This is a genomic window from Runella sp. CRIBMP, assembly GCF_009905605.1.
Classification (GTDB): domain Bacteria; phylum Bacteroidota; class Bacteroidia; order Cytophagales; family Spirosomataceae; genus Runella.
In genome coordinates, this window is record NZ_JAAAKZ010000020.1 from 1 (window position 1) to 22,487 (window position 22,487).

At 44.3% G+C, this 22,487-nt stretch carries 26 protein-coding genes; 14 read left to right on the forward strand and 12 right to left on the reverse strand.

Going from position 1 to position 22,487, the window contains the following annotated elements:
- Positions 1-107 precede the first annotated feature (107 nt).
- Both GVN20_RS26125 and GVN20_RS26130 read right to left on the reverse strand, forming a co-directional pair.
- Entirely contained in the window at positions 108-845 is a 738-nt protein-coding gene (locus GVN20_RS26125; protein WP_166561170.1) for a hypothetical protein, read from the reverse strand.
- Positions 842-1,180, reverse strand: a complete 339-nt coding sequence (locus GVN20_RS26130; RefSeq protein ID WP_166561171.1) for a PadR family transcriptional regulator — start codon at positions 1,178-1,180, stop codon at positions 842-844. The genes GVN20_RS26125 and GVN20_RS26130 overlap by 4 nt, the downstream gene beginning before the upstream one ends.
- A gap of 94 nt (positions 1,181-1,274) precedes the next feature.
- Between GVN20_RS26130 and GVN20_RS26135 the strand changes: the two genes are divergently transcribed.
- From GVN20_RS26135 to GVN20_RS26185, 10 genes are all read left to right on the forward strand, one after another.
- Positions 1,275-1,907, forward strand: coding sequence for a Uma2 family endonuclease (locus tag GVN20_RS26135; RefSeq protein WP_166561172.1), 633 nt, complete (start codon positions 1,275-1,277; stop codon positions 1,905-1,907).
- Between the two features lie 91 nt (positions 1,908-1,998).
- Positions 1,999-3,153 (forward strand): MFS transporter, encoded by a 1,155-nt coding sequence (locus GVN20_RS26140; protein WP_166561173.1) that lies wholly within the window; start codon positions 1,999-2,001, stop codon positions 3,151-3,153.
- A gap of 109 nt (positions 3,154-3,262) precedes the next feature.
- Positions 3,263-3,925 (forward strand): heme exporter protein CcmB, encoded by a 663-nt coding sequence (locus tag GVN20_RS26145; protein ID WP_166561174.1) that lies wholly within the window; start codon positions 3,263-3,265, stop codon positions 3,923-3,925.
- An 86-nt stretch (positions 3,926-4,011) separates the two neighbouring features.
- On the forward strand, positions 4,012-4,665 hold the full coding sequence (ccsA, locus tag GVN20_RS26150; RefSeq protein WP_166561175.1) for a cytochrome c biogenesis protein: 654 nt from the start codon (positions 4,012-4,014) through the stop codon (positions 4,663-4,665).
- A 22-nt stretch (positions 4,666-4,687) separates the two neighbouring features.
- Positions 4,688-4,912 (forward strand): CcmD family protein, encoded by a 225-nt coding sequence (locus GVN20_RS26155; protein ID WP_166561176.1) that lies wholly within the window; start codon positions 4,688-4,690, stop codon positions 4,910-4,912.
- A complete protein-coding gene (locus tag GVN20_RS30185; RefSeq protein ID WP_166561177.1) occupies positions 4,909-5,013 on the forward strand; it encodes a DUF2281 domain-containing protein in 105 nt (34 codons plus the stop codon). Before GVN20_RS26155 ends, GVN20_RS30185 begins: the two co-directional genes overlap by 4 nt.
- Before the next feature lie 102 nt (positions 5,014-5,115).
- Positions 5,116-5,496 carry a type II toxin-antitoxin system VapC family toxin gene (locus tag GVN20_RS26170; RefSeq protein ID WP_166561178.1) on the forward strand — a complete coding sequence of 127 codons (381 nt, stop codon included), beginning with the start codon at positions 5,116-5,118 and terminating at the stop codon, positions 5,494-5,496.
- Between the two features lie 20 nt (positions 5,497-5,516).
- Positions 5,517-5,951 (forward strand): cytochrome c maturation protein CcmE, encoded by a 435-nt coding sequence (locus GVN20_RS26175; RefSeq protein WP_166561179.1) that lies wholly within the window; start codon positions 5,517-5,519, stop codon positions 5,949-5,951.
- 67 nt (positions 5,952-6,018) lie between these two features.
- Positions 6,019-8,577: a cytochrome c biogenesis protein CcsA gene (ccsA, locus tag GVN20_RS26180; RefSeq protein ID WP_166561180.1), complete on the forward strand. Its 2,559-nt coding sequence runs from the start codon at positions 6,019-6,021 to the stop codon at positions 8,575-8,577.
- A 120-nt stretch (positions 8,578-8,697) separates the two neighbouring features.
- Entirely contained in the window at positions 8,698-9,288 is a 591-nt protein-coding gene (locus GVN20_RS26185) for a hypothetical protein (protein WP_166561181.1), read from the forward strand.
- 73 nt (positions 9,289-9,361) lie between these two features.
- On the opposite strand, the gene GVN20_RS26190 is transcribed toward GVN20_RS26185, so the two are convergent.
- From GVN20_RS26190 to GVN20_RS26200, 3 genes are all read right to left on the reverse strand, one after another.
- On the reverse strand, positions 9,362-9,799 hold the full coding sequence (locus tag GVN20_RS26190; protein ID WP_166561182.1) for a DUF4440 domain-containing protein: 438 nt from the start codon (positions 9,797-9,799) through the stop codon (positions 9,362-9,364).
- A 22-nt stretch (positions 9,800-9,821) separates the two neighbouring features.
- On the reverse strand, positions 9,822-10,757 hold the full coding sequence (locus GVN20_RS26195) for a D-2-hydroxyacid dehydrogenase (RefSeq protein WP_166561183.1): 936 nt from the start codon (positions 10,755-10,757) through the stop codon (positions 9,822-9,824).
- Between the two features lie 268 nt (positions 10,758-11,025).
- Entirely contained in the window at positions 11,026-13,488 is a 2,463-nt protein-coding gene (locus GVN20_RS26200; protein WP_166561184.1) for a zinc-dependent metalloprotease, read from the reverse strand.
- Between the two features lie 454 nt (positions 13,489-13,942).
- Between GVN20_RS26200 and GVN20_RS26205 the strand changes: the two genes are divergently transcribed.
- Positions 13,943-14,401 carry a DUF2147 domain-containing protein gene (locus tag GVN20_RS26205; protein WP_166561185.1) on the forward strand — a complete coding sequence of 153 codons (459 nt, stop codon included), beginning with the start codon at positions 13,943-13,945 and terminating at the stop codon, positions 14,399-14,401.
- A gap of 53 nt (positions 14,402-14,454) precedes the next feature.
- Here GVN20_RS26205 and GVN20_RS26210 read toward each other — a convergent pair whose 3' ends face one another.
- The gene (locus tag GVN20_RS26210; protein ID WP_229599189.1) at positions 14,455-15,489 is read right to left on the reverse strand and encodes a DUF6268 family outer membrane beta-barrel protein; all 1,035 of its coding nucleotides are present in this window, start codon (positions 15,487-15,489) and stop codon (positions 14,455-14,457) included.
- A 597-nt stretch (positions 15,490-16,086) separates the two neighbouring features.
- Between GVN20_RS26210 and GVN20_RS26215 the strand changes: the two genes are divergently transcribed.
- Positions 16,087-16,545, forward strand: coding sequence for a VCBS repeat-containing protein (locus tag GVN20_RS26215; RefSeq protein WP_166561186.1), 459 nt, complete (start codon positions 16,087-16,089; stop codon positions 16,543-16,545).
- Between the two features lie 67 nt (positions 16,546-16,612).
- Here GVN20_RS26215 and GVN20_RS26220 read toward each other — a convergent pair whose 3' ends face one another.
- The 6 genes from GVN20_RS26220 to GVN20_RS26245 all read right to left on the reverse strand — a co-directional run bounded on the left by GVN20_RS26220 (position 16,613) and on the right by GVN20_RS26245 (position 21,717).
- The gene (locus GVN20_RS26220; RefSeq protein ID WP_166561187.1) at positions 16,613-17,773 is read right to left on the reverse strand and encodes a serine hydrolase; all 1,161 of its coding nucleotides are present in this window, start codon (positions 17,771-17,773) and stop codon (positions 16,613-16,615) included.
- An 18-nt stretch (positions 17,774-17,791) separates the two neighbouring features.
- Positions 17,792-18,391 (reverse strand): porin family protein, encoded by a 600-nt coding sequence (locus tag GVN20_RS26225; protein WP_166561188.1) that lies wholly within the window; start codon positions 18,389-18,391, stop codon positions 17,792-17,794.
- A gap of 84 nt (positions 18,392-18,475) precedes the next feature.
- On the reverse strand, positions 18,476-19,108 hold the full coding sequence (locus GVN20_RS26230; RefSeq protein ID WP_166561189.1) for a DUF2306 domain-containing protein: 633 nt from the start codon (positions 19,106-19,108) through the stop codon (positions 18,476-18,478).
- A gap of 75 nt (positions 19,109-19,183) precedes the next feature.
- Positions 19,184-20,326, reverse strand: a complete 1,143-nt coding sequence (locus GVN20_RS26235) for an AraC family transcriptional regulator (protein ID WP_166561190.1) — start codon at positions 20,324-20,326, stop codon at positions 19,184-19,186.
- A gap of 89 nt (positions 20,327-20,415) precedes the next feature.
- The gene (locus GVN20_RS26240) at positions 20,416-20,772 is read right to left on the reverse strand and encodes a DUF2200 domain-containing protein (RefSeq protein ID WP_206023378.1); all 357 of its coding nucleotides are present in this window, start codon (positions 20,770-20,772) and stop codon (positions 20,416-20,418) included.
- 51 nt (positions 20,773-20,823) lie between these two features.
- Positions 20,824-21,717, reverse strand: coding sequence for an NAD(P)-dependent oxidoreductase (locus GVN20_RS26245; RefSeq protein ID WP_166561191.1), 894 nt, complete (start codon positions 21,715-21,717; stop codon positions 20,824-20,826).
- Positions 21,718-22,054: 337 nt separating this feature from the next.
- On the opposite strand from GVN20_RS26245, the gene GVN20_RS26250 reads away from it, so the two are divergent.
- Both GVN20_RS26250 and GVN20_RS30190 read left to right on the forward strand, forming a co-directional pair.
- On the forward strand, positions 22,055-22,261 hold the full coding sequence (locus tag GVN20_RS26250; RefSeq protein WP_166561192.1) for a hypothetical protein: 207 nt from the start codon (positions 22,055-22,057) through the stop codon (positions 22,259-22,261).
- Positions 22,252-22,371 (forward strand): PIN domain-containing protein, encoded by a 120-nt coding sequence (locus tag GVN20_RS30190; protein ID WP_166561193.1) that lies wholly within the window; start codon positions 22,252-22,254, stop codon positions 22,369-22,371. The genes GVN20_RS26250 and GVN20_RS30190 overlap by 10 nt, the downstream gene beginning before the upstream one ends.
- The last annotated feature ends 116 nt before the right edge of the window (positions 22,372-22,487 follow it).

Sequence of the window (22,487 nt, forward strand, 5' to 3'; positions counted from 1 at the left end):
CTGTCGCTCCTTCTGAGTCCCAAAAATATTAAAAAAATTCTATTTCAAAATTTGTATTTTAAGACAGTACCAGCGGTGTCTTCTTTGGGTTCTTTGTGGTTGTTTTTTTACGCCATAGTTACTTTAAACCGCTCGCGGTAAAGTTGGTAAAAACTGAGAGAGTAGGCGATGTAAAAGCAAAGTAAAAAGGCTACAATGAAGAGTGGGCCTTCTTTGAAAACGTTGTAATCAAAAAAAGCACGAGGCAAGTTCAGCATAATGTTAACTAAGGCAAACAAGAACCCAAGCCGTGTATAGATGGCATTGTATTTGAGTGAGTTAACGAACTTTTGCTTTCCAAATCCATATCCCCAAATTTGCTTGGCCACTTGAGGCAGTACTATTAAAAGGGGAAAGAAAACACATGCTGAAATGACCCAGATAAAAAATGTACGTGGCACCAAATAGGCAAATTGAAACGTAAGTAATCCTACCAAAAGCGTGGTGACAATCGTAGGCCAACGGAAGTAGCCTTTCATAATTTGCCAATGACGCTTTTTGATTTCTCCAGATAGGCTTTCTACATATTCGGCTTGGAGTTTTCCTAAACCGTATTCAGGTTGGCCTCCGTTGGTGTAGTCTTTCCAAACGCCGTAATGATCCCATGTTCGGGCTGGGCGTTTGTAGTTTACAAATTCGGAATGCACCTCCCCAAACGCTTCTCCAAACGTCTGCCCTTGTTCTATACGATCTTCGATAGCCAAAATATAATGGTCCAACAGTTCTTCGTACAGGTCTTGGTATTTGATGCCGCCTGCGATGATTTCCTTGCTTATTAGGTCAAGCTGTTCGGTTGTTAGCTTCATCCGATTGAAGGTTTTAGGTGTAAGATTTTTTGAAGGTTAGAAACAAAATCTGCCAATTCCGACACGGCACTTTGGGCCTGTTGGTGCCCGTTTTCGGTGAGTTTATAGTATTTTCGGTTACGCCCGTCCACTAGCGCATTTTCGGTGGTCAATACGCCTTCAGCTTCCAGTTTGTGCAGGGTAGGGTAGAGCGCTCCTTCAGTGAGTTGGAGTTCTCCCGCCGTGATTTCGCGCACTCGTTGCGTGATTTCGTAGCCGTACATGCGCTTGTTGTCCTGCAATAATTGCAGCACGATGGCACTTAGACAGCCTTTGAGGTAGGTTTGTTGTTGCATAACGCAAATATACATGACATTTCTATATACAAAATTTTCTTAGGTATAATATTTTTAACTTTTTCTGTATTTTTGTAACGATAACTTCAGGCAAATGACGGCACTACCCAAAAAATACTATACCCCCGAAGAATACCTGGAACTGGAGGAGAAAGCCGCCTACAAAAGCGAGTACTTCAACGGGCATATCTACCCGATGGGTGATTTTGAAGGAGATACTCCCGAAGCCATGGCGGGTGCCAACCCCGCACATAATGCCATAAGAGAGAACTTATCCATTGAAATTGGCTCATTTTTGAAAAAGAAAGCCTGCCGCTCGTTTTCAAGCGATCAGCGGGTTTTTATTCCTTCCAACGGGCTGTATACGTACCCTGATTTGGTGGTGGTTTGTGGAAAACCCGAGTTTTCCGACGTCCAAACCAACAGTTTGACCAACCCTGTATTGATTGTTGAAGTGCTCTCACAAAGTACCGCTAACTACGACAGAGGCGAAAAATTTGAACTTTTCCGTGATATCCCAACGTTTAGAGAATATCTTTTGATCGATTCCCGTCGGGTGTGGGCGGAACTGTGGCGAAAAAGCAACGAAGGAATTTGGTCATTGGTATTTGAAGGAAAATCATTGGAATCATTACTCTGTTTAGAAACCATCGGGATGGAACTGCCGCTGTCAGACCTGTACGTCAACACGGGAGATTTGCCCGAAACTGTTTTCGAAATAAGATAAACAATCATTAATAAAACATGAGAAAGGACTGAAAGATACCCCAAAAGCGTCTTTCAGTCCTTTTTTTTCATTCTCCACCGTTATTTTCGTTATGTACAACCTTCAGTTTTGGCTTCTTTGCATCAGTAACTTTCTGTTTTCGGCGAGTTTTCAGATGATGATTCCTGAATTGCCCGATTACCTGACTTCCATGGGTGGCAAGGAACACATCGGTCTTATCATTGCTCTTTTTACGCTCACTGCTGGCCTGTCGCGGCCTTTCAGTGGCAAACTCACCGACACCGTCGGGCGGGTACCAGTGATGGCCTTTGGGTCGCTGGTGTGTTGCGTGTGTAGTTTGTTTTATCCCTTTGTTCATGTAGTATGGGGTTTTCTGTTGTTGCGGTTTTTGCACGGTTTTTCAACGGGAACCAAACCTACGGCAACGGCGGCCTACGTGGCCGATATTATTCCCGAAAATCGCCGGGGCGAAGCAGCTGGGATGCTGGGGATTTTTACGGCCACGGGGATGTCAATCGGGCCATCCATCGGTAGTTATCTGACGTTGTGGTTTGGCATCAATCCTATGTTTTACGTAGCGTCGGCGTTTGCGCTGATTTCAATTCTGATATTGGTCAACATGAAAGAGACGCTTGTTGACAAACAGCCGTTTAGTTTGAAGCTGTTTAAAATTTCTCGTCGCGATATTTTCGAACCGAGGGTATTGAGTGTGTTTATCGTGATGTTTTGTGTTTCGTTTTCGTCGGGGGTTATTTTAACCCTCGTGCCCGATATGAGCAAAACCTTGGGCGTAGCCAACAAAGGCCTGTTTTTTACGGTCTATACGGTGGCGTCTTTGTTGATTCGGGTGTTTGCGAGCAAGTCGTCCGACATTCACGGGCGAGTGCCCGTCTTGATTATTTCCACCGTTATTTTAGCGGTTGGCATGACCATTTTGGGTTTGACCCAATCGCCGTTGGGTTTTTGGGCCGCCGCAATTCTTTTCGGCTTTTCATGGGGATTGAATACGCCAACGCTGACTGCTTGGGCTATTGATTTGAGCCATCCAGATTATAGAGGTCGTGCCCTTGCTACGATGTACATTGCGTTGGAAGCGGGTATTGGTGTAGGGGCTTGGTGGTCAGGCTGGTGGTACCAAGGAGATGTTCATAACATGCCCTTTGCTTTTTTCATTTCGGCGGTCTTGGCGGTGGTCTCATTGGGATATTTACTTTGGTGGAGACGGACGAAACAGGTGCTAGCCTGATAAAAATTTAAAACTAATGACTTCTCTCAGTACAACGCGTTGGTTTGTGTCGTAATTTTGAGAATCCAATGACCTATCTCGTATGATAGTGACATTGTAACTAACACCAATGCAAGAACTTCGCACCCTGATTGGAAAGGAAATTACGCTTGAATGGCGGCAACGTTATGCTTTGAATGGCATGTTGCTGTACATTGTAAGCACTGTTTTTGTTTGTTATTTGAGCTTTCGGCTCAAATCCAATCAACTCAATCCACTTACGTGGAATACGCTTTTCTGGATTATTGTGCTTTTTACGGCGGTGAGTGCTATTTCTAAAAGCTTTACGCAGGAGCGTGCGGGTCGATTGCTCTATTACTATACGCTGGCGAGCCCACGGGGCATTATTCTTTCCAAAATCCTGTACAATTCGGGGCTGATGATTGTTTTATCGTTGGCGGGTTTTGGATTTTATGCGTTTGTAATGGGAAATCCAGTAGGAGATATACCGATGTATTTGCTTACCATTGTATTGGCAGGTATTGGGTTTGCCTCTACGCTTACGATGGTAGCGGGCATTGCGTCAAAGGCCGAAAACAACGCCGCACTAATGTCCATCCTGAGTTTTCCCGCCATTATTCCAATGTTGTTGATGGTCATGAAATTAGCCAAAAATGCCCTTGATGGCTTGGACCGGAGTGTCAGCGGCGAAGAAATCGTGGTATTGTTAGCATTGGATGCGATTGTAGTCAGTTTGTCATTAATTTTGTTTCCGTATTTGTGGAGAAGTTAATCATGACGGCTGTTTTAAGAACTTTTAAAATAATAAAAACAGAAGGAATGCTGATGTTAAAACATCGTTCATTCAGCGCATAAACTATGAAAAATAACTGGTGGAAAGTACTGGCCGTTGTTTTGTTGACGTACGGGTTTTATTTTGGCTTGATGGGCGAGGTACCTCGTCGCAATATTTTGAACGAAAGTATTCGAAACGTGTACTTTCACGTCTCTCTGTGGTTTGCAACGACGCTGTTTTTGCTTACCTCGGCTATTTATTCTATTCGTTACCTGCGTTCAAATAACCTGACCGATGATATTAAAGCCGTAGAATTTACCAACGTTGCCTTGCTTTTTGGCGCACTCGGTTGTGCTACGGGTTCGCTTTGGGCACGCGTAACTTGGGGAGACTGGTGGCCCAACGACCCCAAACTAAACAGTGTGGCCATCAGTATGTTGATGTATTTTGCATATACCGTGCTGAGAAGCTCGCTGGAAGATGAGCAGAAAAAAGCCCGAATTTCGGCCGTATACAACATTTTTGCCTTTGCGGTTTTTATTCCGCTGATTTACATCCTACCCCGTATGACCGATTCGCTCCACCCGGGCAACGGCGGTAATCCAGCCTTTGGCGAATACGACATGGACAATCAAATGCGACGGGTATTTTATCCCATCATTATTGGTTGGATGTTGCTCGGAACTTGGATTGCTACGCTGCGCATTCGGGTACGGGCGTTGACTTCAAATGATTAACCATTCACAACTTGATAAACCGATGAGAACTATATTTTATTTTTTTCTTTTTACACTGGTAACGAATGTAAACCTCTTTGCCCAACAATCTGTTGTTGAGGAAGTAGCGATGGCCGACCAAATGCGGGCCGACGGCAAGATTTGGGTGGTTGTAGCGGTAATTTCGGTGATTTTTGCAGGAATTATTGCGTTTCTGGTGAATATAGACAGGAAAGTGTCGAAGCTTGAAAAACAGGTAAAGAAATGAGCATCTTAGACTTAGTGGCAAAAATCGAAAAGCTGCCACCGGAAAAGCAGGCAGAAGTGGAGGATTTTGTGGGGTTTTTATTAAAAAAGAACCCCCGATAACGCGGAAGAAACCGAAATTTGGAAGTGGGAAAGGAATGGTAATTATGAAGCCTAATTTCGACGATCCAATTGAGGATTTTAAAGAATATATGTAGTTGATTTATGCCGTTTTTATTGGATTCTCATGTTTTAATATGGTTTGTAGAAGGGGATAATAACCTTCCTAAATCGTTTAGAGAAGCTATCGAAACATCGAATCAAAACTTTGTAAGCATGGCAAGTTTTTGGGAAATGGCTATTAAAGTCAGCTTGGGGAACTTAGAACTGACGACATCTTTTGTTAAATATTTTGAAACAGTAATTAGGGAAGGATTTATCATTCTTCCAGTTGATTTCATTCATACTGTAAAACTCTCAGAACTTCCATTTCACCACCGCGACCCATTCGACCGCACTTTAATCGCACAGGCTTTAAGTGAACAATTAACCGTTATTACGAAAGAAAAACTTTTTGAAGAGTATGGCGTAACTCGCCTTTGGTAGAATCAAAAATCAGTACAACAATGAAAAAAATACACATTTTCGGATTAATCGTCATTGCCATTGCCATCGGAATCATCGTGTCCACCTACGGCAGTGCAAGTACATACTCAAACTTCACGGAAGCTGAAGAACTAGCCAAGGAAGGAGAAACTTCGGAGGTACATGTGGTGGGAAAATTGACCAAAGATGCCAACGGGCAAATCGTGGGCATGAAATACGACCCCGTCATGGATGCCAATCGCTTTGAATTTATGCTGGTAGATACCAACAAAATTGTCAAAAAAGTCGTTTATCTAAGTCCTAAACCGCAGGACTTTGATAAATCGGAGCAGGTAGTGGTGATAGGTCGGATGCAGAAGGACTATTTTGAATGCAATAAGATTCTGATGAAATGTCCTTCAAAATACACCAATGAAGCGCCTGATTTTAAGGAAGCTACGGCGGAGAAAATATAATTCATAGACAAAAAATGACGGCGGTTGAGATATACCGACTGGCATTTTTTGTCCAACAACCCAACTCATGACTCTCGGAAATTTAGGACACCTTCTCGTAATTTTTTCCTTCGTAACGTCGTTGGTCGCTACGTATGCGTATTTACGAGCCACTCTTTTATCGACTGATAACCTACAGGTAGAAACCTGGAAGCGCTTCGCTAGAGGTGCTTTTTATATTCACGCAGCGGCTGTTATCGGTGTGTGTGCCACGCTGTATGTCATTATTTACGGCCATCATTTTGAATACCACTATGCGTGGAGTCACTCATCTAGGGCGCTTCCGTGGTATTATATGCTGTCTTGCTTTTGGGAAGGACAGGAAGGGAGCTTTATGCTTTGGATGTTTTGGCAAGCAGTTTTGGGCGTGATTCTGATTCGCACCAATAAGCTTTGGGAAGCGCCCATGATGACGGTTTATGCGTTGGTACAGGCTTTTTTAACTTCTATGATTCTGGGTGTTATCATTCCAGGATTGGATTTTAAAATAGGGAGTACGCCCTTCTTGACCATTGCCGAAGCCAACCCTGGTGCTCCGTTTTTACAACTCAATCCTGATTTTGTGCCAAAAGACGGAAACGGTCTCAACCCGTTGTTGCAAAACTATTGGATGGTAATTCACCCACCTACTTTGTTTTTGGGCTTTGCCCTCACCTTGGTGCCTTTTGCGTATTTGATGGCGGGCCTTTGGCGCAAGCAAGTGGTGGAATGGTTGCGGCCTGCCTTGCCTTGGACATTGCTGACGGGTGTTATTCTTGGGGTTGGTATTTTGATGGGCGGCTATTGGGCATACGAGACGCTGAGCTTCAATAGCTATTGGAGTTGGGACCCCGTTGAAAATGCCGTTTACGTGCCTTGGCTCATCGTGATTGCGGCCTTACATACGATGATTATTGCCAAGAAAAACGCTACCGCACTCAAGACCTCGGTCATTCTGATTATTGCGCAATTTATTCTGATTCTTTATTCTACTTTCCTCACGCGTAGCGGGATTTTGGGCAATGCCTCCGTTCACTCGTTTACTGATTTGGGGCTTTCGGGGCAGTTACTACTGTATCTGTTTGCCTTTATTATTGTAGCAACGATATTGACCGTTCGGGTGTGGAAACTCATGCCCTCCGACAAAGACGAAGTATCAACCTACTCGCGTGAATTTTGGCTTTTTATGGGGGCTACGGTGCTATGTCTGGCGAGTTTTCAGGTCATTATTCCAACTTCTATTCCTGTTTGGAACAGCATTGTACAGGCTTTTGGGGGAGTTTCTAAATTGGCTCCTCCCACGGATGCTATCTCGTATTATACCAAGTTTCAGCTTTGGTTTTTTGCCGTGATTACCATCCTCTCGGGCATTGGCCAGTATTTTTGGTGGAAGCGGGTGCAGAAAGGAAAGATGCAAGATTTGCTTACCCCAGTATGGATTTCGCTGTTTATCAGTGCTTTGCTGATTACATTTGGAGGTATAAATAAGCTGCCTTATATCGCTTTGTTAACGGCGGCGGTGTTTGCGTTGGTGTCCAATACTACTATTATTATCGGTGTTTTACGCGGTAGCTATCGTGTATCAGGCGGGTCTATCACCCACATTGGGGTGGCGCTGATGCTGATTGGTATTTTGTGGTCATCGGGCTATCAGAAAGTGGTGTCGCTGAATGCGTCGGGCTTATTAATTTCAAAAGATGATTATTTTACGAAGGAGGATAACAAAGAAAATAAAGAAAACGTCCTCTTGTGGCTTGGCCAACCGACGCGCATGGGCGATTATTTGCTGACTTATCGCGGTCCTCGCATCGAAATCCGTGATGTGCCTGAGTTTGTTCCTAACACTTGGGTAGATGTAATTGAAGGTGATTTCCACGCGGTTTGTTTGCGGGACATTACCATCGGCGAAAAAACCTACCACAAAAAAGGCGACACGGTGGCGGTTTACGCCGAAAACGCGCATTACGAAGTGGAATACCGCGAGCCCAACGGACGTATTGCCACGTTGTATCCACGAGTGCAGTTTAACGAAAAAATGGGATTGGTGACATCACCGGATATTAAACGAGAGCTTAATAAAGATCTGTATTCGTACGTAACGGTAGGAAGTGACCCCAAGAAAGCAGAAGAGTGGTCGCCAACTGAAAACTTCCGCGTGGCGATGCAGGACACATTTTTTGTCAACGATTTTGTGGCCGTGCTCGAAAGTGTAGGCCGTACCGATAAGGTGGAAGGAATAGCACTTACGCCCAACGACGTGGCAGTAAAAGCGCAAATTAAGATATTGGATAAAGAGCGTGAATACTATATTACGCCAACTTTTGCCATTAATCAAGAGCGTATGGTGATGCGCAAGCCCGAGGTAAATGAAGATTTGGGTTTACGTGTTCAATTTATGGAGATTGACCCCAAAACGGGAACATTCAGTTTTGCTGTCAACTCCAAACAACGTGACTACATTGTAATGAAAGCCGTCGAAAAACCACTTATCAATGTGTTATGGATTGGAACCATTGTCTTGGTCATCGGTTTTATGATGTCGACTATTCGGCGGTTTCGAGAGTTTCGCCTGGTGAGAGATAAGGGCGTGGAATTGGAGAAAGTTTAACCAAAACATAAATAAAATTAACAAAAGCGGCTTTTTGGCCGCTTTTTTGATAGTAGTTAATTACTAATTAAAAATAGTTAATCTCAAACTTTCGTTAAGCTCTGCAAATCATCGGGTTTAGTGCATAAAAAGTCACAAATAGCCTCAATTTCAGTACTACTGGTTGCGATTTTCGCACTGGTAGGATTTTCACGTTTTAACGAAACCGATATTCCCGCTTTCGACAGTTTTAAGAAAACCATTGTCTTTCAAAAGCATCAATTCGACATCAGCACCAATGAATCTGGGGCCATCAGGGAATTGGTCATTAAAGTAAGCCGTGACGACAAGCAATTGATTCTTATCCGACAAAAAACGGACGGATGGGTGGTCAATGCCGAAGCGGCTGATTTGAATCGTAACGGTTCTCCCGAGGTTTACGTTTATTCCAGTACTTACGGGAGTGGCTCATTTGGCAAGATTTACGCCTTCGAGTTTCTGCCTACGTCGTTTGATGCCATTCGTATTGAGCCATTTTTGCCGATGTTGGCCGAAGGCTACATGGGGCACGATTCGTTCAAAATTGAAAACGGGCAATTGGTACGGGAGTTTCCCATTTATCGCGCTGGCGATACCAACGCGCGCCCCACGGGAGGTACGCGCAAAATTTGGTATGACTTGCGGGAAATTGAGAAAAAACTGGTGCTGAAAGCGGTGGAATATGAAGATTGAAACGGGAATAATAAACCGAAAAATGTAAAAGGGTTGAATTTTGCCCAATGCAGTTGATTCGTCTTTATGTGCTTTAAGATGTATGGTCGCTTACAATCAGCCATTTCCCTGCGATTTTCCTGAAAACGAGTGTATAATGTCCTCCAATATCTCCTTTCTCTGGGCGGGTAAGATGCCATTTGCCGATGACAAAATAGGCGTTTTTATCCAGCGCATTCAACCGTAAGATAGTGAATTTTAGGGTGCCCATGGTGGCGCGGTCGGGGTAGCGTACTTTGTAATTTTCTAGGGTGTTTTTCCATCCGTAAGTAGGACCTTTTGCACCGATAAACGCCAGGGAGTCTGATTTCCAATAGCCTTCCATGAATGAATTTACATCGCCCGCGTTCCAGTCGGCTTCTTGCTTTTGGAGAATTTTTAAAATCGCTTTTTCGTCGGCGTTTTGTTGGGAAAAACCAGTGATTCCCGTAAATAAACAGACGGTAATCAAAAACAATACGAAGATTTTCATGTCAATGCGGATAAGGGTTGAGTTAGTAGCCACGGGTTAAATCAATCTGATTTTCAAGGGGTTGTGAATTTAAAAAGCGTTGGAAGTTTTTGACGAAAAAAGCAATTTTTCCTTCATCTTCACTTGTCTGTCCGCCGCCTGTGTGCTGGGTAAGAATCACATTAGGCATATCCCAAAGCGGATTTTCGGTGGGTAAAGGTTCAACTTCGGTCACGTCCAAGACCGCCCCAGCCAGTCGTTTTTGCTGTAGAGCGGCAATGAGTGCTGGCTCGTCTACCGTGGTTCCGCGCCCAACGTTGGCAAAAACCGCCGTTGATGGTAAAGCATCAATCATTTGGGCCGTAAAAAAGCCCTTAGCGGTGCCAGGAAGACAGTTGATAACCAAATCAGTTTGGGGCAATATTTCTAGCAATTCTTCGGGCGAATGAATCGACGCACTTGGGTGAGAACGTGCAACCATTTGAATAGAGCAATCAAAGCCCGAAAGCATTTTTTTGACGGCTTGTCCGATGCTGCCCGCGCCCAAAATCACTACACGTTTACCAGTAAGTAAATTGAGCCGAAAACGAATTGGCGCTCCAACCCAACGTTTTTCGGCTTTGAGCGAGGTTAGTTCGTCTACACCGCGATAAAAAGCCAGAATCCCCGCCACTATCGTTTCGGCGCAAGGAATGGAGAAATAGTCGGCCAGATTGCATACGGCTACGTTGGGTAAATTTAGGTTTTTGTAGCCGTCAAAACCTGCCGAATCCAACTGCCAGTATTTGAGCAGTGGCGGGGCGGGTGCCAACCAAGCGGCGGGTGGATTGCCCAAAATCACCTGTGATTGTTGGAAGGCCGCTGCTTGCTCAGTTTCTGACCATTCATTCTTAAAAAATACTGAATGCCCCGCGGGCAACTGTTGTTTCAATGCTTGGCGAAGCGATTCATTGAGGGACGTATTTACGAAAATTTGCATTAGATTTGCTAAAAATTAGTGCGATAAAGTCAGTAGTGAAAGGCCATTTTACGTAGTTCTTTTGCCTGACATTCTACATTGAATATAAAAATACGCGGTAAAGATATGTTCTCTAAATGGTTAGATAAACTAAATCGTCAAGATTACCCTTTCATTGATTTGTTTTATTATTTAATCGTGATTGTGGTCTTCTTCTTACTGGTCATCATCTCCAGCATCTTCTTTGATTAATCGGGTAGCGACGGAATATTTTCCGTCGCTACCTCGGTTATTTTCCCTTCGAAAACGCCGGCAACTCCCAATCGCAGGCTGGCGCTAACCAATCATAACCTGATTCGATAGGTTGGCCGTCGGGAGGGGTCATGGGCGTGGTTGTGTTGAGGTCAGAAGGGTTTGACTTTGCCGTTTCAATTTGATGCGACGCAAATAAATAATGGGCTTTTTGTTTGGTATCGGCTGTCATTCTATTTTGAAGCCAATAGCCTAAATCTTTCAATTTTAGCATTACTACGGCTCTCACTTGAGGAGTCACTTCTTTGTTGTTCGACAACTCCAGCAGTTTTTCGAGCGTCATTTTTTCCACTAATCGCGCGATTTCCCCCTCGTATCCTGCCCGTGAAGCGTTTGACTTCCACGTAGCATTAATGAGTTGGTCGAGGGTTTCTTCCAAGCTCAGCAGCGAAGGATGAAAGGACGATTGAATCACTAATCGACTCAAACGCTCAGGATTGAGCAACATACGCAGCGTAAGACCTGCCGAAGCCTCAGGTGGCCCCAATGGGTCGAATACTAGCCCTGTACGGCGTTTAAAGGTCTCGCGGGGATTGGCATCGTAGCCAAAAGCGCGCGGTGGTGTAAGTTTTAAAACCATTTCGGGTACTTTCAGAAAATCGGCTTGGAGGGTTTGCAGCAGCGCCACCAATGCGTCACGTTGCTCTTTACCATTGACAGGCGTGGTAGTGAGTTCTTTTTCGCCTTTGACCGAAAAACGGTAATTAACCCCAGCGATGGCTTTGGCGGTGGCTTCCACCTGAAAGCGATGAAACATGTACATCGGCACAAAAACCTCTTCCAATGAGCTCATTGGTGTGCCCGTGCGGAGTTTTCGTTCGTCAAAGTTGGCCAAGGTCAGCTTACGAATTTCCGAAATTCGTTTTAACTCTGCGGTGGCATTCACACCGTTGTCCCAGAGGTGTGTTTGCGGGTGGGCGCTGCCTTCGGGGCGTGCGTCCTGATCGGTGAGAAAGTACAGGCCTTTGCCGTACATTTGGTCCACAATCGCATTCAAAGCCTTTTTCTCATCAGTACCTTTCGGAAAATCTTGGTAGCCCCAAATGATGGACCATTTGTCGTAATCGCCAATTTTTTTGTCATACGCGTTGGACAAATCTACTTTGCCGTTTTTTAATTCAACCTGCATGTGCGGATAGTCCATCACCGACGCGCGGTCGTGCACGCTCGCCACGTAGTTGTGGGGGAGTCCCAATGTGTGCCCGATTTCGTGCGCCGACAGTTGTTTCAAGCGGTCGAGCGACATGCCCATCATGTCTTCGGTGTTGGTAGAATCGGTTTTATAATCGCCCACCAACCCCTGTGCGATTAGGTAATCTTGACGAACACGTAATGAACCCAGCGTGACTTTGCCTTTTAAAATCTCGCCCGTACGTGGGTCGATGATGCTGCCACCGTACGACCAGCCGCGCGTAGAGCGGTGTACCCACTGCACCAGATTGTACCGTATATCCATCGGGTCGGCATCGGCGGGAAGGAGTTTGACCTGAAACGCATCTTTGTAGCCTGCCGCCTCAAATGCCTGATTCCACCATTTGGCCCCTTCGACCAAGGCCGAGCGGATAGGCTCGGGCGCGCCGGGGTCGATGTAGTAAATAATGGGTTTTACAGGCTCGCTGATGGCGGCGTTGGGGTCTTTTTTGTTCAAACGATGACGCACAATGTACCGTTTCGCAATCGGCTCACTCACGGGAGAGGCATAATCGTAAAAAGAGGTAAAAATATATCCCATACGTGGGTCAAAACCGCGAGGTTGGTAGTTGTTGTCGGGCAACTCAACAAAGGAATGGTGCTGACGCATACTCACCGTCGTGGCCGTTGGGGCTACGGCACGGAGGTAAGCCCCGGGAGCATCTCCAGTAAGCGTAATGGTTACTTCAAATTCGGTGTTTTTGGGAAAATTTTTGGTATTGGGCAAATACAAAGCCGAGCGCGAAGCGTCCAGTTTGAAGGTGCCTTGTCGAGTGCGTGAAATGTCCTGAATGGCTCCCATGGCATCTTGCAACAGAAAGGGAGTCAATTCGACGAGCACCGTTCCCGCATTTTCGGCGGTGATTTCAAATCCCCAATGTACCGACTGCGCAAAGGATTCTTCCACGGCGCGGCGTTCGAGCGGGTCGTTGCTGAGGGCGCGGTAGCCATAATTTGGCTCCACCATCAAGACTTTATTGCCAGTACGTTGAAATTTAATGACGTGTTCCTGCCCCAAGCGCCCACGGTCGAGGCCGATGTCGTTGGAGCCGATGCCTTGGGCTAAGGTTGGATAATACAACAATTCAGTATCAAATCGGTTGATTTCCAAATAGATTTTCCCCTTTTTAGCATCCCAATAGTAGGGCATAAAACCGTCCTTCTTTTCCATGTCTTTGGTGAAGGTTTCGATGGGGTTTTGGGCAAAAAGCGGATAAGAAAAAAGGGTTAGGAGTAGTAATTTCTTCATAAAAAGGGGATGAGTCGGTTTGTTGGATGAAAATATAACTCGTTTTTGAGGTTCTTTACAAAGAAACCAATTTTTTGGAGAAGAGAGAAGATTTTTAAGAACTGGTTGGAAATATCTAACGCGTCGGCTATCAAGCTACGGGAGTTTTATGAACGGTGATTCAGGAAATACAATGGCAGCACGCTAATAGATTTTGACAAAATAAGGGATGGTCATGTACTTTGCGATCCAAAGCACAAAGCGCTTTGGATTGATGCCTTGGTAGAGTGTCGCAGATGTCTATTGATAATTGGTGGGCGGTCCAGCACTGTCCGCCACGAAAGGTTTTGGGAGTTCTGATTCAAAACGCGCGTTTTGGTGTTAAAAAATGTACTTGGTACTTAATGCATCAAAACAAAATGACAGCAGCGCGCGTTTTACCCAAAAATATGTTTCATTAAACCTTCAAAGATTCATGCAAAACCTTCCCAAAATCATGTTAAAAGCTGCACTCTTATTGTTTATAAGTGCCTATACTTCAATGGCTCAAAATGCCGATGCTGTACTGGGTGTTTGGAAAAATGGTGAAGGCACGGGTATGGTGCAGATTTACAAAAAAGCCGACAAATATTATGGTAAAATAGTGTGGCTAAAGGTAGTGAACGACCCCGACGGAACGCCCCGCAAAGACATCAATAATCCTGACGAAAAACTGCGCCCGCGTCCGCTGAAAGGCCTAGAAAACCTCCGCGATTTTGTATTTAAAGGCGAGAATAAGTGGGAAGAAGGGCGTATCTATGACCCTAAAACGGGCAATGACTACGCCTGTGAAATGACAATGGTGGACGAAAACACCCTAGAAGTACGCGGATTTATTGGCGTATCGCTCTTTGGTCGTACGGATGTATGGAAACGCCAAGTGAAAAAAAGCTAACCTGATTTTCCTTCCCCTCTTCTATTATTCATCGGAGGGGAAGGAAAATTAGGTTAAGGACTTACTAAGTTGATACTCACGTTGAAATAAAACGGGTTACCGAGTGTGTTTTCAAACAAAGGTTTCTGGTCTTTGGTTGGATTTTGTGAATTGAAACCATTGAAACGCCAGTTGTAGCGCAGACCTGCTTGGGCTGAAAGCCATATAAATCCAGCAATTTTTTGTTCAAACATAATGCGGGGTTTGAGTTCACCCCGGCGCAGGTGCAAAGGGGGTGCAGCGGTATTTTCTAAATAATACGCGTTACCTTCGATTTCGTAGCCCGCCATTAGATAAGAAGTAGGCGCAAAATTGCGTCGAAGATGCGCCTTGGCTGGTAATATGGCCTCTACACCCCATTTTTGGTTGAAAGTACGGTTGTATAAAACAACAGGGATATGTAGCACCTGGCCCGCCCGATAGGTGCGCGAAATCCCCAATCCCCACATAAAATTATCGTCTTTTTTCCAACCATATATGGCTGTTCCGCTGAAAGTTAAGCCTTTTGTGTTGAGCGCCGCAAAGTTGCGGTAGTTGCCGTTGAGGTCGGCGTTGGCTTGGATAATCAAAAAGTTCTTATTGTTGAGTGGCTTAAAAACCGTGACGTTGATGCCTGTGCTGTTGAGTGCCTGCAAGTTCTGGAAAAAATTGCCCGAACGCTCTGGATTGCTCAATGCTACGCGGGTGTTCCAATAAGTAAGTCCTAAATTAAGGATAAAATTAGATCTTGATATAACGGGGGTATTGACCCCCAACCGAACACCACCGAAGGTATTGACATGTGTTTCGGCGGTTGAGATAAACTGTGCCATGCCGTGTGTACCTACCGAAGCCAAATGAAAAGGTAACTGTGACTCGTAACCTATCGAAATGAGTTTAGTAGGAGACAAATAATTAACTTTTTGGGTGCAAAAAGTTTTGATGACCTTGTCGTCAGCATCGCCAAACTCTTCAAAGTTAAAGTCATCAGAAGTTTTGGTGGTGTCAGTTTGACTAAACGACAAAAGCGGAAGGAAGGCCAATATGGCTAGTTTTAATTTTTTTCTCATAGTTCTGATTTTCAGTTGGTTATTTTTTAACCTCTTCTCCTGAATCCCTTCTTCCTGTTGAAAAAAGAGATCTTTCAAGACTTTGATGTTTTGTGGAGGGTTGGGGCAAACGGTTTTTTATACTATTCAATAACTTATTTGGATGTAAAGGGTTTTCTTACAAAAGAAAATAGGGGAAACTTTTTGTCATTTTGTATAAAACTACATCTCAATACACGATGCAAGATACATTTTTTATGATAAATTGAGTCCAAAAATTGGCTAAATATTCGGTTAATTTTTTAGTAATTAGCTGATATGCAATGATATACTTGTATTTTGTGGGTTGCTAGGGGTATGTTTTTTATAAACCTAAAATGAAGCCCTTTTTTGGCATAATGCTTTTGCCATTGGTAGAAAAAAGGCCAATACGGTTGCCTTAACAATTGCGTTCATGAAGTGTATTTTTTGGTCGAATGAGACTGCCCTCTAAAACGAGTTGTCGGTAAAATAACGCCAATCACGGTTCATAAAAGTTGTTAGTGAAAATAACACCGCACGGATTTCCATGGTTTAAACAAGTATAAGCGTATAGTTTTTGTCATATTTCTGTTGACGGTGGACAACCTCGAAACCCGAAAAGTGGCTTTTGCCGACGTAGACCACGATGGAGATGTAAATCTTTTTTTGGCCAACGTCAATTTCAGAGGAAACAAAGATCCGCAAAACCGCCTCTTTATCAACGACGGCAAAGGAAAGTTCTCCGACGATACGGACCAACGTTTGCCCAAAGATACCGACCATACCATTGATGCTATTTTTGAGGATTTGAACAACGACGGGCACGTCGACCTCGTGCTCGGCAATGTATTTGGCGCGCACATCAAAGCATACATCAACGACGGGAAAGGCCACTTTACGGACGAAATGCTTAAAATATTGGGCAAAAAGTACGTGCGTGATGCGTTGGTCGTGATTGCCCCCGACTTGAACGGCGACGGCAAAAAAGGCCTGTATATCTGCGACCGATACAACCCCGCTTTAAACCGAAAAGACCTGCTGCTTTTGAGGAAATAGGGGTGGTTCCGTTTATACAATTTCCCCAAGTCAATGTTGCCGCTTATTGACTTGGGGAAAGAAGATGCTACAACGCCAATTTTAAAGTTTCAACATCGTACAGCACTTTGTCAATTTTCTTGGAGTAGCTATTGACAATAATCGAAATACTGATTTTTTGCTCGGGGAAATAATAAGCAATGCCGTTGAAACAGTGAACATTCCCGCCGTGACCAATGGCTTTCTTTCCATCAATTTCCAATTGAAAAAGCCCCAAACCATAATCCTTGATATATGACAGTTCTTTGGGAATTTCTACCTCCAAACCGATCTTCGATTGCATGTCGGTCAGGCTTTTTTTACTGATGATCTTCTCCGTACCGAGCGCCTCCATGAACACGGCCAAGTCGTACGAATTGGATACCAAACCACCGTCCAGCATATCTTGGCCGCCTACAGCGTTGTAGTCAAAATGGGTTAGGTCCCGCATCATTCCGTTGTTGAAACTATCGTAATATCCCCTCGAAAGGCTGGCCGGACGAGTAGCAGAAGCGTAGGTGTTTTGCAGGCCCAGCGGCTTGATAATTTTTTCCGTAACGACTTCGTAGGCTGACTTTTGGGTGATATTTTCAATGATGATGGCCAAAAGCAGGTAGTTAGTGTTGGTATAAACCCATTCTTTGCCCACTTCAAACTGCGCCTTTTTGCCGTAAATGGTTTTTAAGTTTTCCTTTGCCGATTTTGCCTTGGCGGTAAGGTTGTAAATATTGAACAGACCGTTGATGCCTAAGTATTCTTTTACGCCCGAGGTATGCTGCAAAAGGTTTTTGATGGTGGCTTTGTCAAGGTTTTCGATGTTTTTTGTGTATTCTTCGGGCAAATACTTGCTTGCTAAGTCATTGATATTGAGCTTTCCTTCGTCCTGTAATTTCAGGATGACCGCCGACGCAAACGTTTTGGAAATACTGCCAATACCCAGTGTATGACATTGACTGAGAGCGACCTGATTGGGGATGTCTGCCAAACCTGCCGTCGAACTCCAAGTGCCTTCGGGGGTTTTGATAGTGATGCTTACCCCCACTGTACCGGCTACTCTGAACTTGTCTATAATTCGTTGATACTTGGCAGCATTGGGGTGGTTACTGTTGCCCAATGTACAGTTGGTTTGGGCAGGGGCTTTTTCGGGTTCTTTTTCGCAGGAAAATAAAGATATTGATAGGGCAAAAGCCGCAATTTTGATACTTTTCATAAATTTCCGAGATGGATTTTAGTTTTGAAGATTGATTTTGAGGCCCACTCCTAAGAACGTATGAAGTGAAAAGGGCAGAATTCTGTCGCCGAAAGGAGCTACCACCATGGCTTTATAATCGGTGGTGATGGAATACTTTTCCGAAATCGGGTATTCCAACCCAATGCCCATTTTGGTGTTCAACTGGGATTTTCCCCAATGTGATACCTTCTGATATTCCCCGTCAATCAATTTGTACTTATCGCCCGTCAGGATAGCGTGTTTATAGCCAAGGGCGGTGGTGAGATTTAGTTGTAAACCGAAGTTGAACTTGTACCCCAACCGATACGACGCGTCAAGCATGAGGGCGTGTTCGCTTGATCGCTGATAGTAGTAATAAAAATCCGCCCCAAAGGCTCGTTGCCAATGTTTCCCTGACCTGACTCTAAAATCAGTACCGATAGTGACCGTGGGATGAATAGGAAGTTTGGTCTTTATCCCAGAAGGTAACCCCATGCTTTCATTCAGGAATCCAACCCGAAGTGTTTTGGGTCGGAACTGGGCATGGGTGGTTGAAAAATGGAGCAGTAGGCAAGCCGTCAGCAGCTTACCGATGGTTTTTGTTTTGGCTGTTTTCATTCTGATTAAAAAGTTGATTGAGCGGCAAAATTGGGGGCATTAAAACCCCGAAACGCTCTTGCGTGTAAGGTGGGACATACATTTTTACTGTTTAAGCATAGATTCAATCGCCATGTTGGCTTCCCTATTTTTATTGACCCAATAGGCAATCAAGAGGTTGGGAATCCAAGCCAGCCAAGCGATGAGGGTATAAGACAAAATGTAGTTGTCAGTAATGAAGGAAGATAAAGGCACAAAAACCCGGAGAGAAACCGCCGCCAAACAGGTGGCGTAGCTATAAGTCATGTAGTTTTGATGCAGGATGAGTTGCCTGTTTCGGATGTGTAAAAAGCCCTTTAGGGTGGTGTAAAAATATATGCACGAAACCGTGATAAACCCTAAGGCCGCCAACCAACCGCCGGTGGCGTAAAACCCAATATAAAAGCCCGATAGGGCGCAGAGTAAAGCGCAAATAATGTACAGTTTTCCGATGTTTCGGTGCCAATTGACACGTTTTTTGAGAAGATTTCTGTTGAATTGAATCCACCCGATCAGAATGGTAATTCCTCCCGATACGATGTGGACATACAGAAAGAACCGCCACAGTTTACTCTTTAATACTTCAGGACTTTTTAATGATAAATAGCCCTCACTGATGCCGTTTGTCAGGTAGGAAATCGGAATAAACCCCACTAAAAGGGCTAAGATGACAATGATAATCCAAAGTGCTTTTTTCATGAATATCGGTTTTTGATTGAGTCACAAAATTGACCCTGTCAAAAACCTAAATCGCCCCTGCCTGTAAGGTGGAACCTACAAAAATGATTTTTCGGTGAGTTGTTTTACGTACTCCGAAGGCGATAGGTCGGTGGCTTTTTTGAAACAACGATTAAAGGCTGACTTTGAGTTAAAGCCGCACTCAAAAGCCAAAGCAAGAAGCGTATATTTTTGATTTTCAGGCAATAAAGCCAGTCTTTTAAATTCTTCTACCCTTAACGAATTGATATAGTCGTAGAAGTTGACGCCTTCCATTTCATTGATCACCTGCGATAAATAGTTGGAGTGAACCCCTAAACGACCCGATAGATCAGCCAAGGTTAATTCGGGTTCGGTAAACAGCTTTTCGATCACCATCAGATGTTTCAGGCGAAGGTGCAGATCGTTGGCGGATTCTTCGTTTAAGCCCGATTTTGCGTATTTCTTTTTGAGTTGGGTTGTCGTATCATTTACGGTTTCCTCCATCAGTATGACTTCCTCTTTCAGGTCATTCTCCAAAAAATCATTGGTTTGATTTGTAAAGATGCCCACTTGTTTGATGCCGAAATAGCCAATTAACACCACAAAAACGACAGATGCCGAAAAAATCAAATCATCATTTTGAATGAAAATGATAAAAATCCACATGATTCCCATGCCGTAAAACAACATCCGAAGCCAATTAAGGTTTATTTTTTCCTGGTAAGAAAACTGATCAAGGATACGTTTTTTGTGCCTCAGAAGTAGTCGATGGGTAATGTACACGTAAAAAATCCCCGAAATGCTCAGAAGCATAGACGTAATCGAAGCTTGCAGTTCAAAGCCTTGTCCATTGGTTTGGATAATTTCAATCTTTTGTTGGTGACTGTAAAACAAAAATGGGGCATATAGGCATAGCGTAACTACGGGCAAAATAAAATGTAAAGCGCCTGTTTTGAGGTTGGGTTTGGCTGGAGAGGTAAGCGCAAGGGTATAAAGAAACAAAAGCGGTCCGTGTAAAAACGGTAAAGGAAAATTGAACCAAATAATCAGTGGATAGCTATAAATGAGCCCTGTTTTGAAACTATAATAACTCAAAAGGTGAATTCCGATCACGATCATCCATACTCCCAGAATAGTATCGGCTCCATTGCGACCTCGCTTGGTGAGAATAAGCAACGACAGAAAAAAAGCAATAAAGATTCCGAAAGTATATATCATGGCCTAAAAATGAGCGTACAGACCAATGACACTTATCTCGCACCATACCCCTATTTAAGTTCGTATGGTTTTCACCAACAAATGGCACGCTACGAATTTCTCAGAATTTTTTCCAACTTTTTGCCCTTCGCCAACTCATCCACCAACTTATCTAAATACCTGACTTTTTGGGTCAAAGGATTTTCTATTTCCTCGATTCGATAGCCGCATATCAGCCCCGTGATGAGATGCGCATTGGGATTCAAATCGGCCTTCTGAAAGAATTGTTCAAAAGATAGTTTATCGTCAATGTGGGCTTGCATTGTTTGAACGTCGAAACCCGTCAGCCACTCAATGACCTGGTGTAATTCTTCTTTGGTTCTTCCTTTTTTCTCCACTTTGGCGATATAGTGCGGATACACCGAAGCGAAGGTCATTTCCGCGATACGTTCATCGTGTGTTTTCATCGTTTTTATCTTTTTTGCCGCTGTCGGTCTTATGACCGACAGCCCTTCAATTTACTCTCCTTTTACGTATTTCCGCCAGTTATGCTGTTCTTTAAAGCCCAGCACTTCACGGATTTTGCGATTTGAAAACAGGGCTTCATGCTCCTCCAACTCGCGCGTGATGGGTACGTTGGGGAAGAACCTTTTCGCTAATTCCTTGCTCGGGATAACAGCCCCGTTATGGTTATTGCCAGCATTGAAAACCTGATAGCCAAGGCCGTTTTTTTTCAAACACAAGTCCACAATTTGTCCTAAGTCGCGGGCGTCGATATAGCAGAAAGCATTGCGGCGGCGTACTTCGGGGTGTTTGAAATAATGGGGAAAGAGTTCGGCGTATTCGTGCGGTTCGATCACATTCCCTATGCGAAGGGCATAGATATCCACGCCCGACCGCCGCTGAAAGCTGCGGGCTGTTTTTTCATTGACCACCTTCGACAATCCATAGCTATCCATGGGGTCAACGTCGTAATCTTCTTCCAACGGCAACACGTGAGGGTCGGTTTGTCCGTCCGAAAAACAGATCCCGTAAGTGGTCTCCGACGACGCAATGATGATCTTTTTAATGCCAAGCTTCACCGCTGCTTCGATTACATTGTAGGTGCCCACGGTGTTAACCCGAAACGTTTCGTTATCAGGTTTGAGTAAAATGCGGGGTACCGCCGCAAAATGGACGACCGCCTCAAACTTGGGTACGCCGGTGCCCGGTTCCAATTCATCAAACCCGGTATAGGAAGTCATGGCATTGAACATTTGCCCCGAATCCGTAATGTCGGCGGTAAGGTTATCCACGCCCGGATGATGCAGAGGCGTCAGGTCCACATTCAGCACTTTGTGGCCTTGGTCGAGCAGGTACGGAATGACGTGCTTTCCTGCTTTTCCCGAGCCGCCCGTAAATAATATTCGCATTTAAGTTATTGTTTAATGATTTTATCGGTAACCAACCAAACAGGGTTTGTGTTGCCTACTTCCTATCAATTACTTCTTTATTCTTTGATTTTGCAAGATTCTCTGCCGCTGCCGAGCTTATGACCGACAGACCTCAAAGAAATTTTTGATGGAAAAATACCTGAAATGGCATGAGAAGAAAATGAACCCTTTTGTTATCGACATTGGCCGCGCGGGCGATAGAATCTAAGTTAGCTGTCATCCTGATACGAGCAACGGAGGGGGAGCTCTTCATATTGATGAAGAACAACGTAATATCAAAACGTGTATCTTTGTTATGCTTACTAAATGATTGGCCATGACTGTCATCACACTGAAAGGGAAAATTGATAAAAAAGGAGTGCTCAGCATCAAACATCCTGCCTTCTCCCCTGAGAAAGAAGTAGAAGTAACGGTTGTTATTGAAGAATCCAAGACCTATGATTTTTCCGATCTTGCCGGTAAGTTGTCTTGGCAGGGGGATGGATTGGCTTGGCAAAAAAAGATTAGAAATGAGTGGGACTGAAACTGCCTGACGCTATCATTGCAGCCACCGCTATTTTGGCTTCAGCTACTTTAATTTCATCAGACGAAGGCTTTACCAATATTGCGAAATTAAAAGTCGTTTCTTTTTGAGAACGGGGCATAGATACCTTCTTTTTGTCACAGGCATTGGCCGCTCGGTCATAGGAGCCTAAGTTCGTAATCGCTACTATGCGATCCTTAAATTAATGTAGCGCAAATAAGGATAA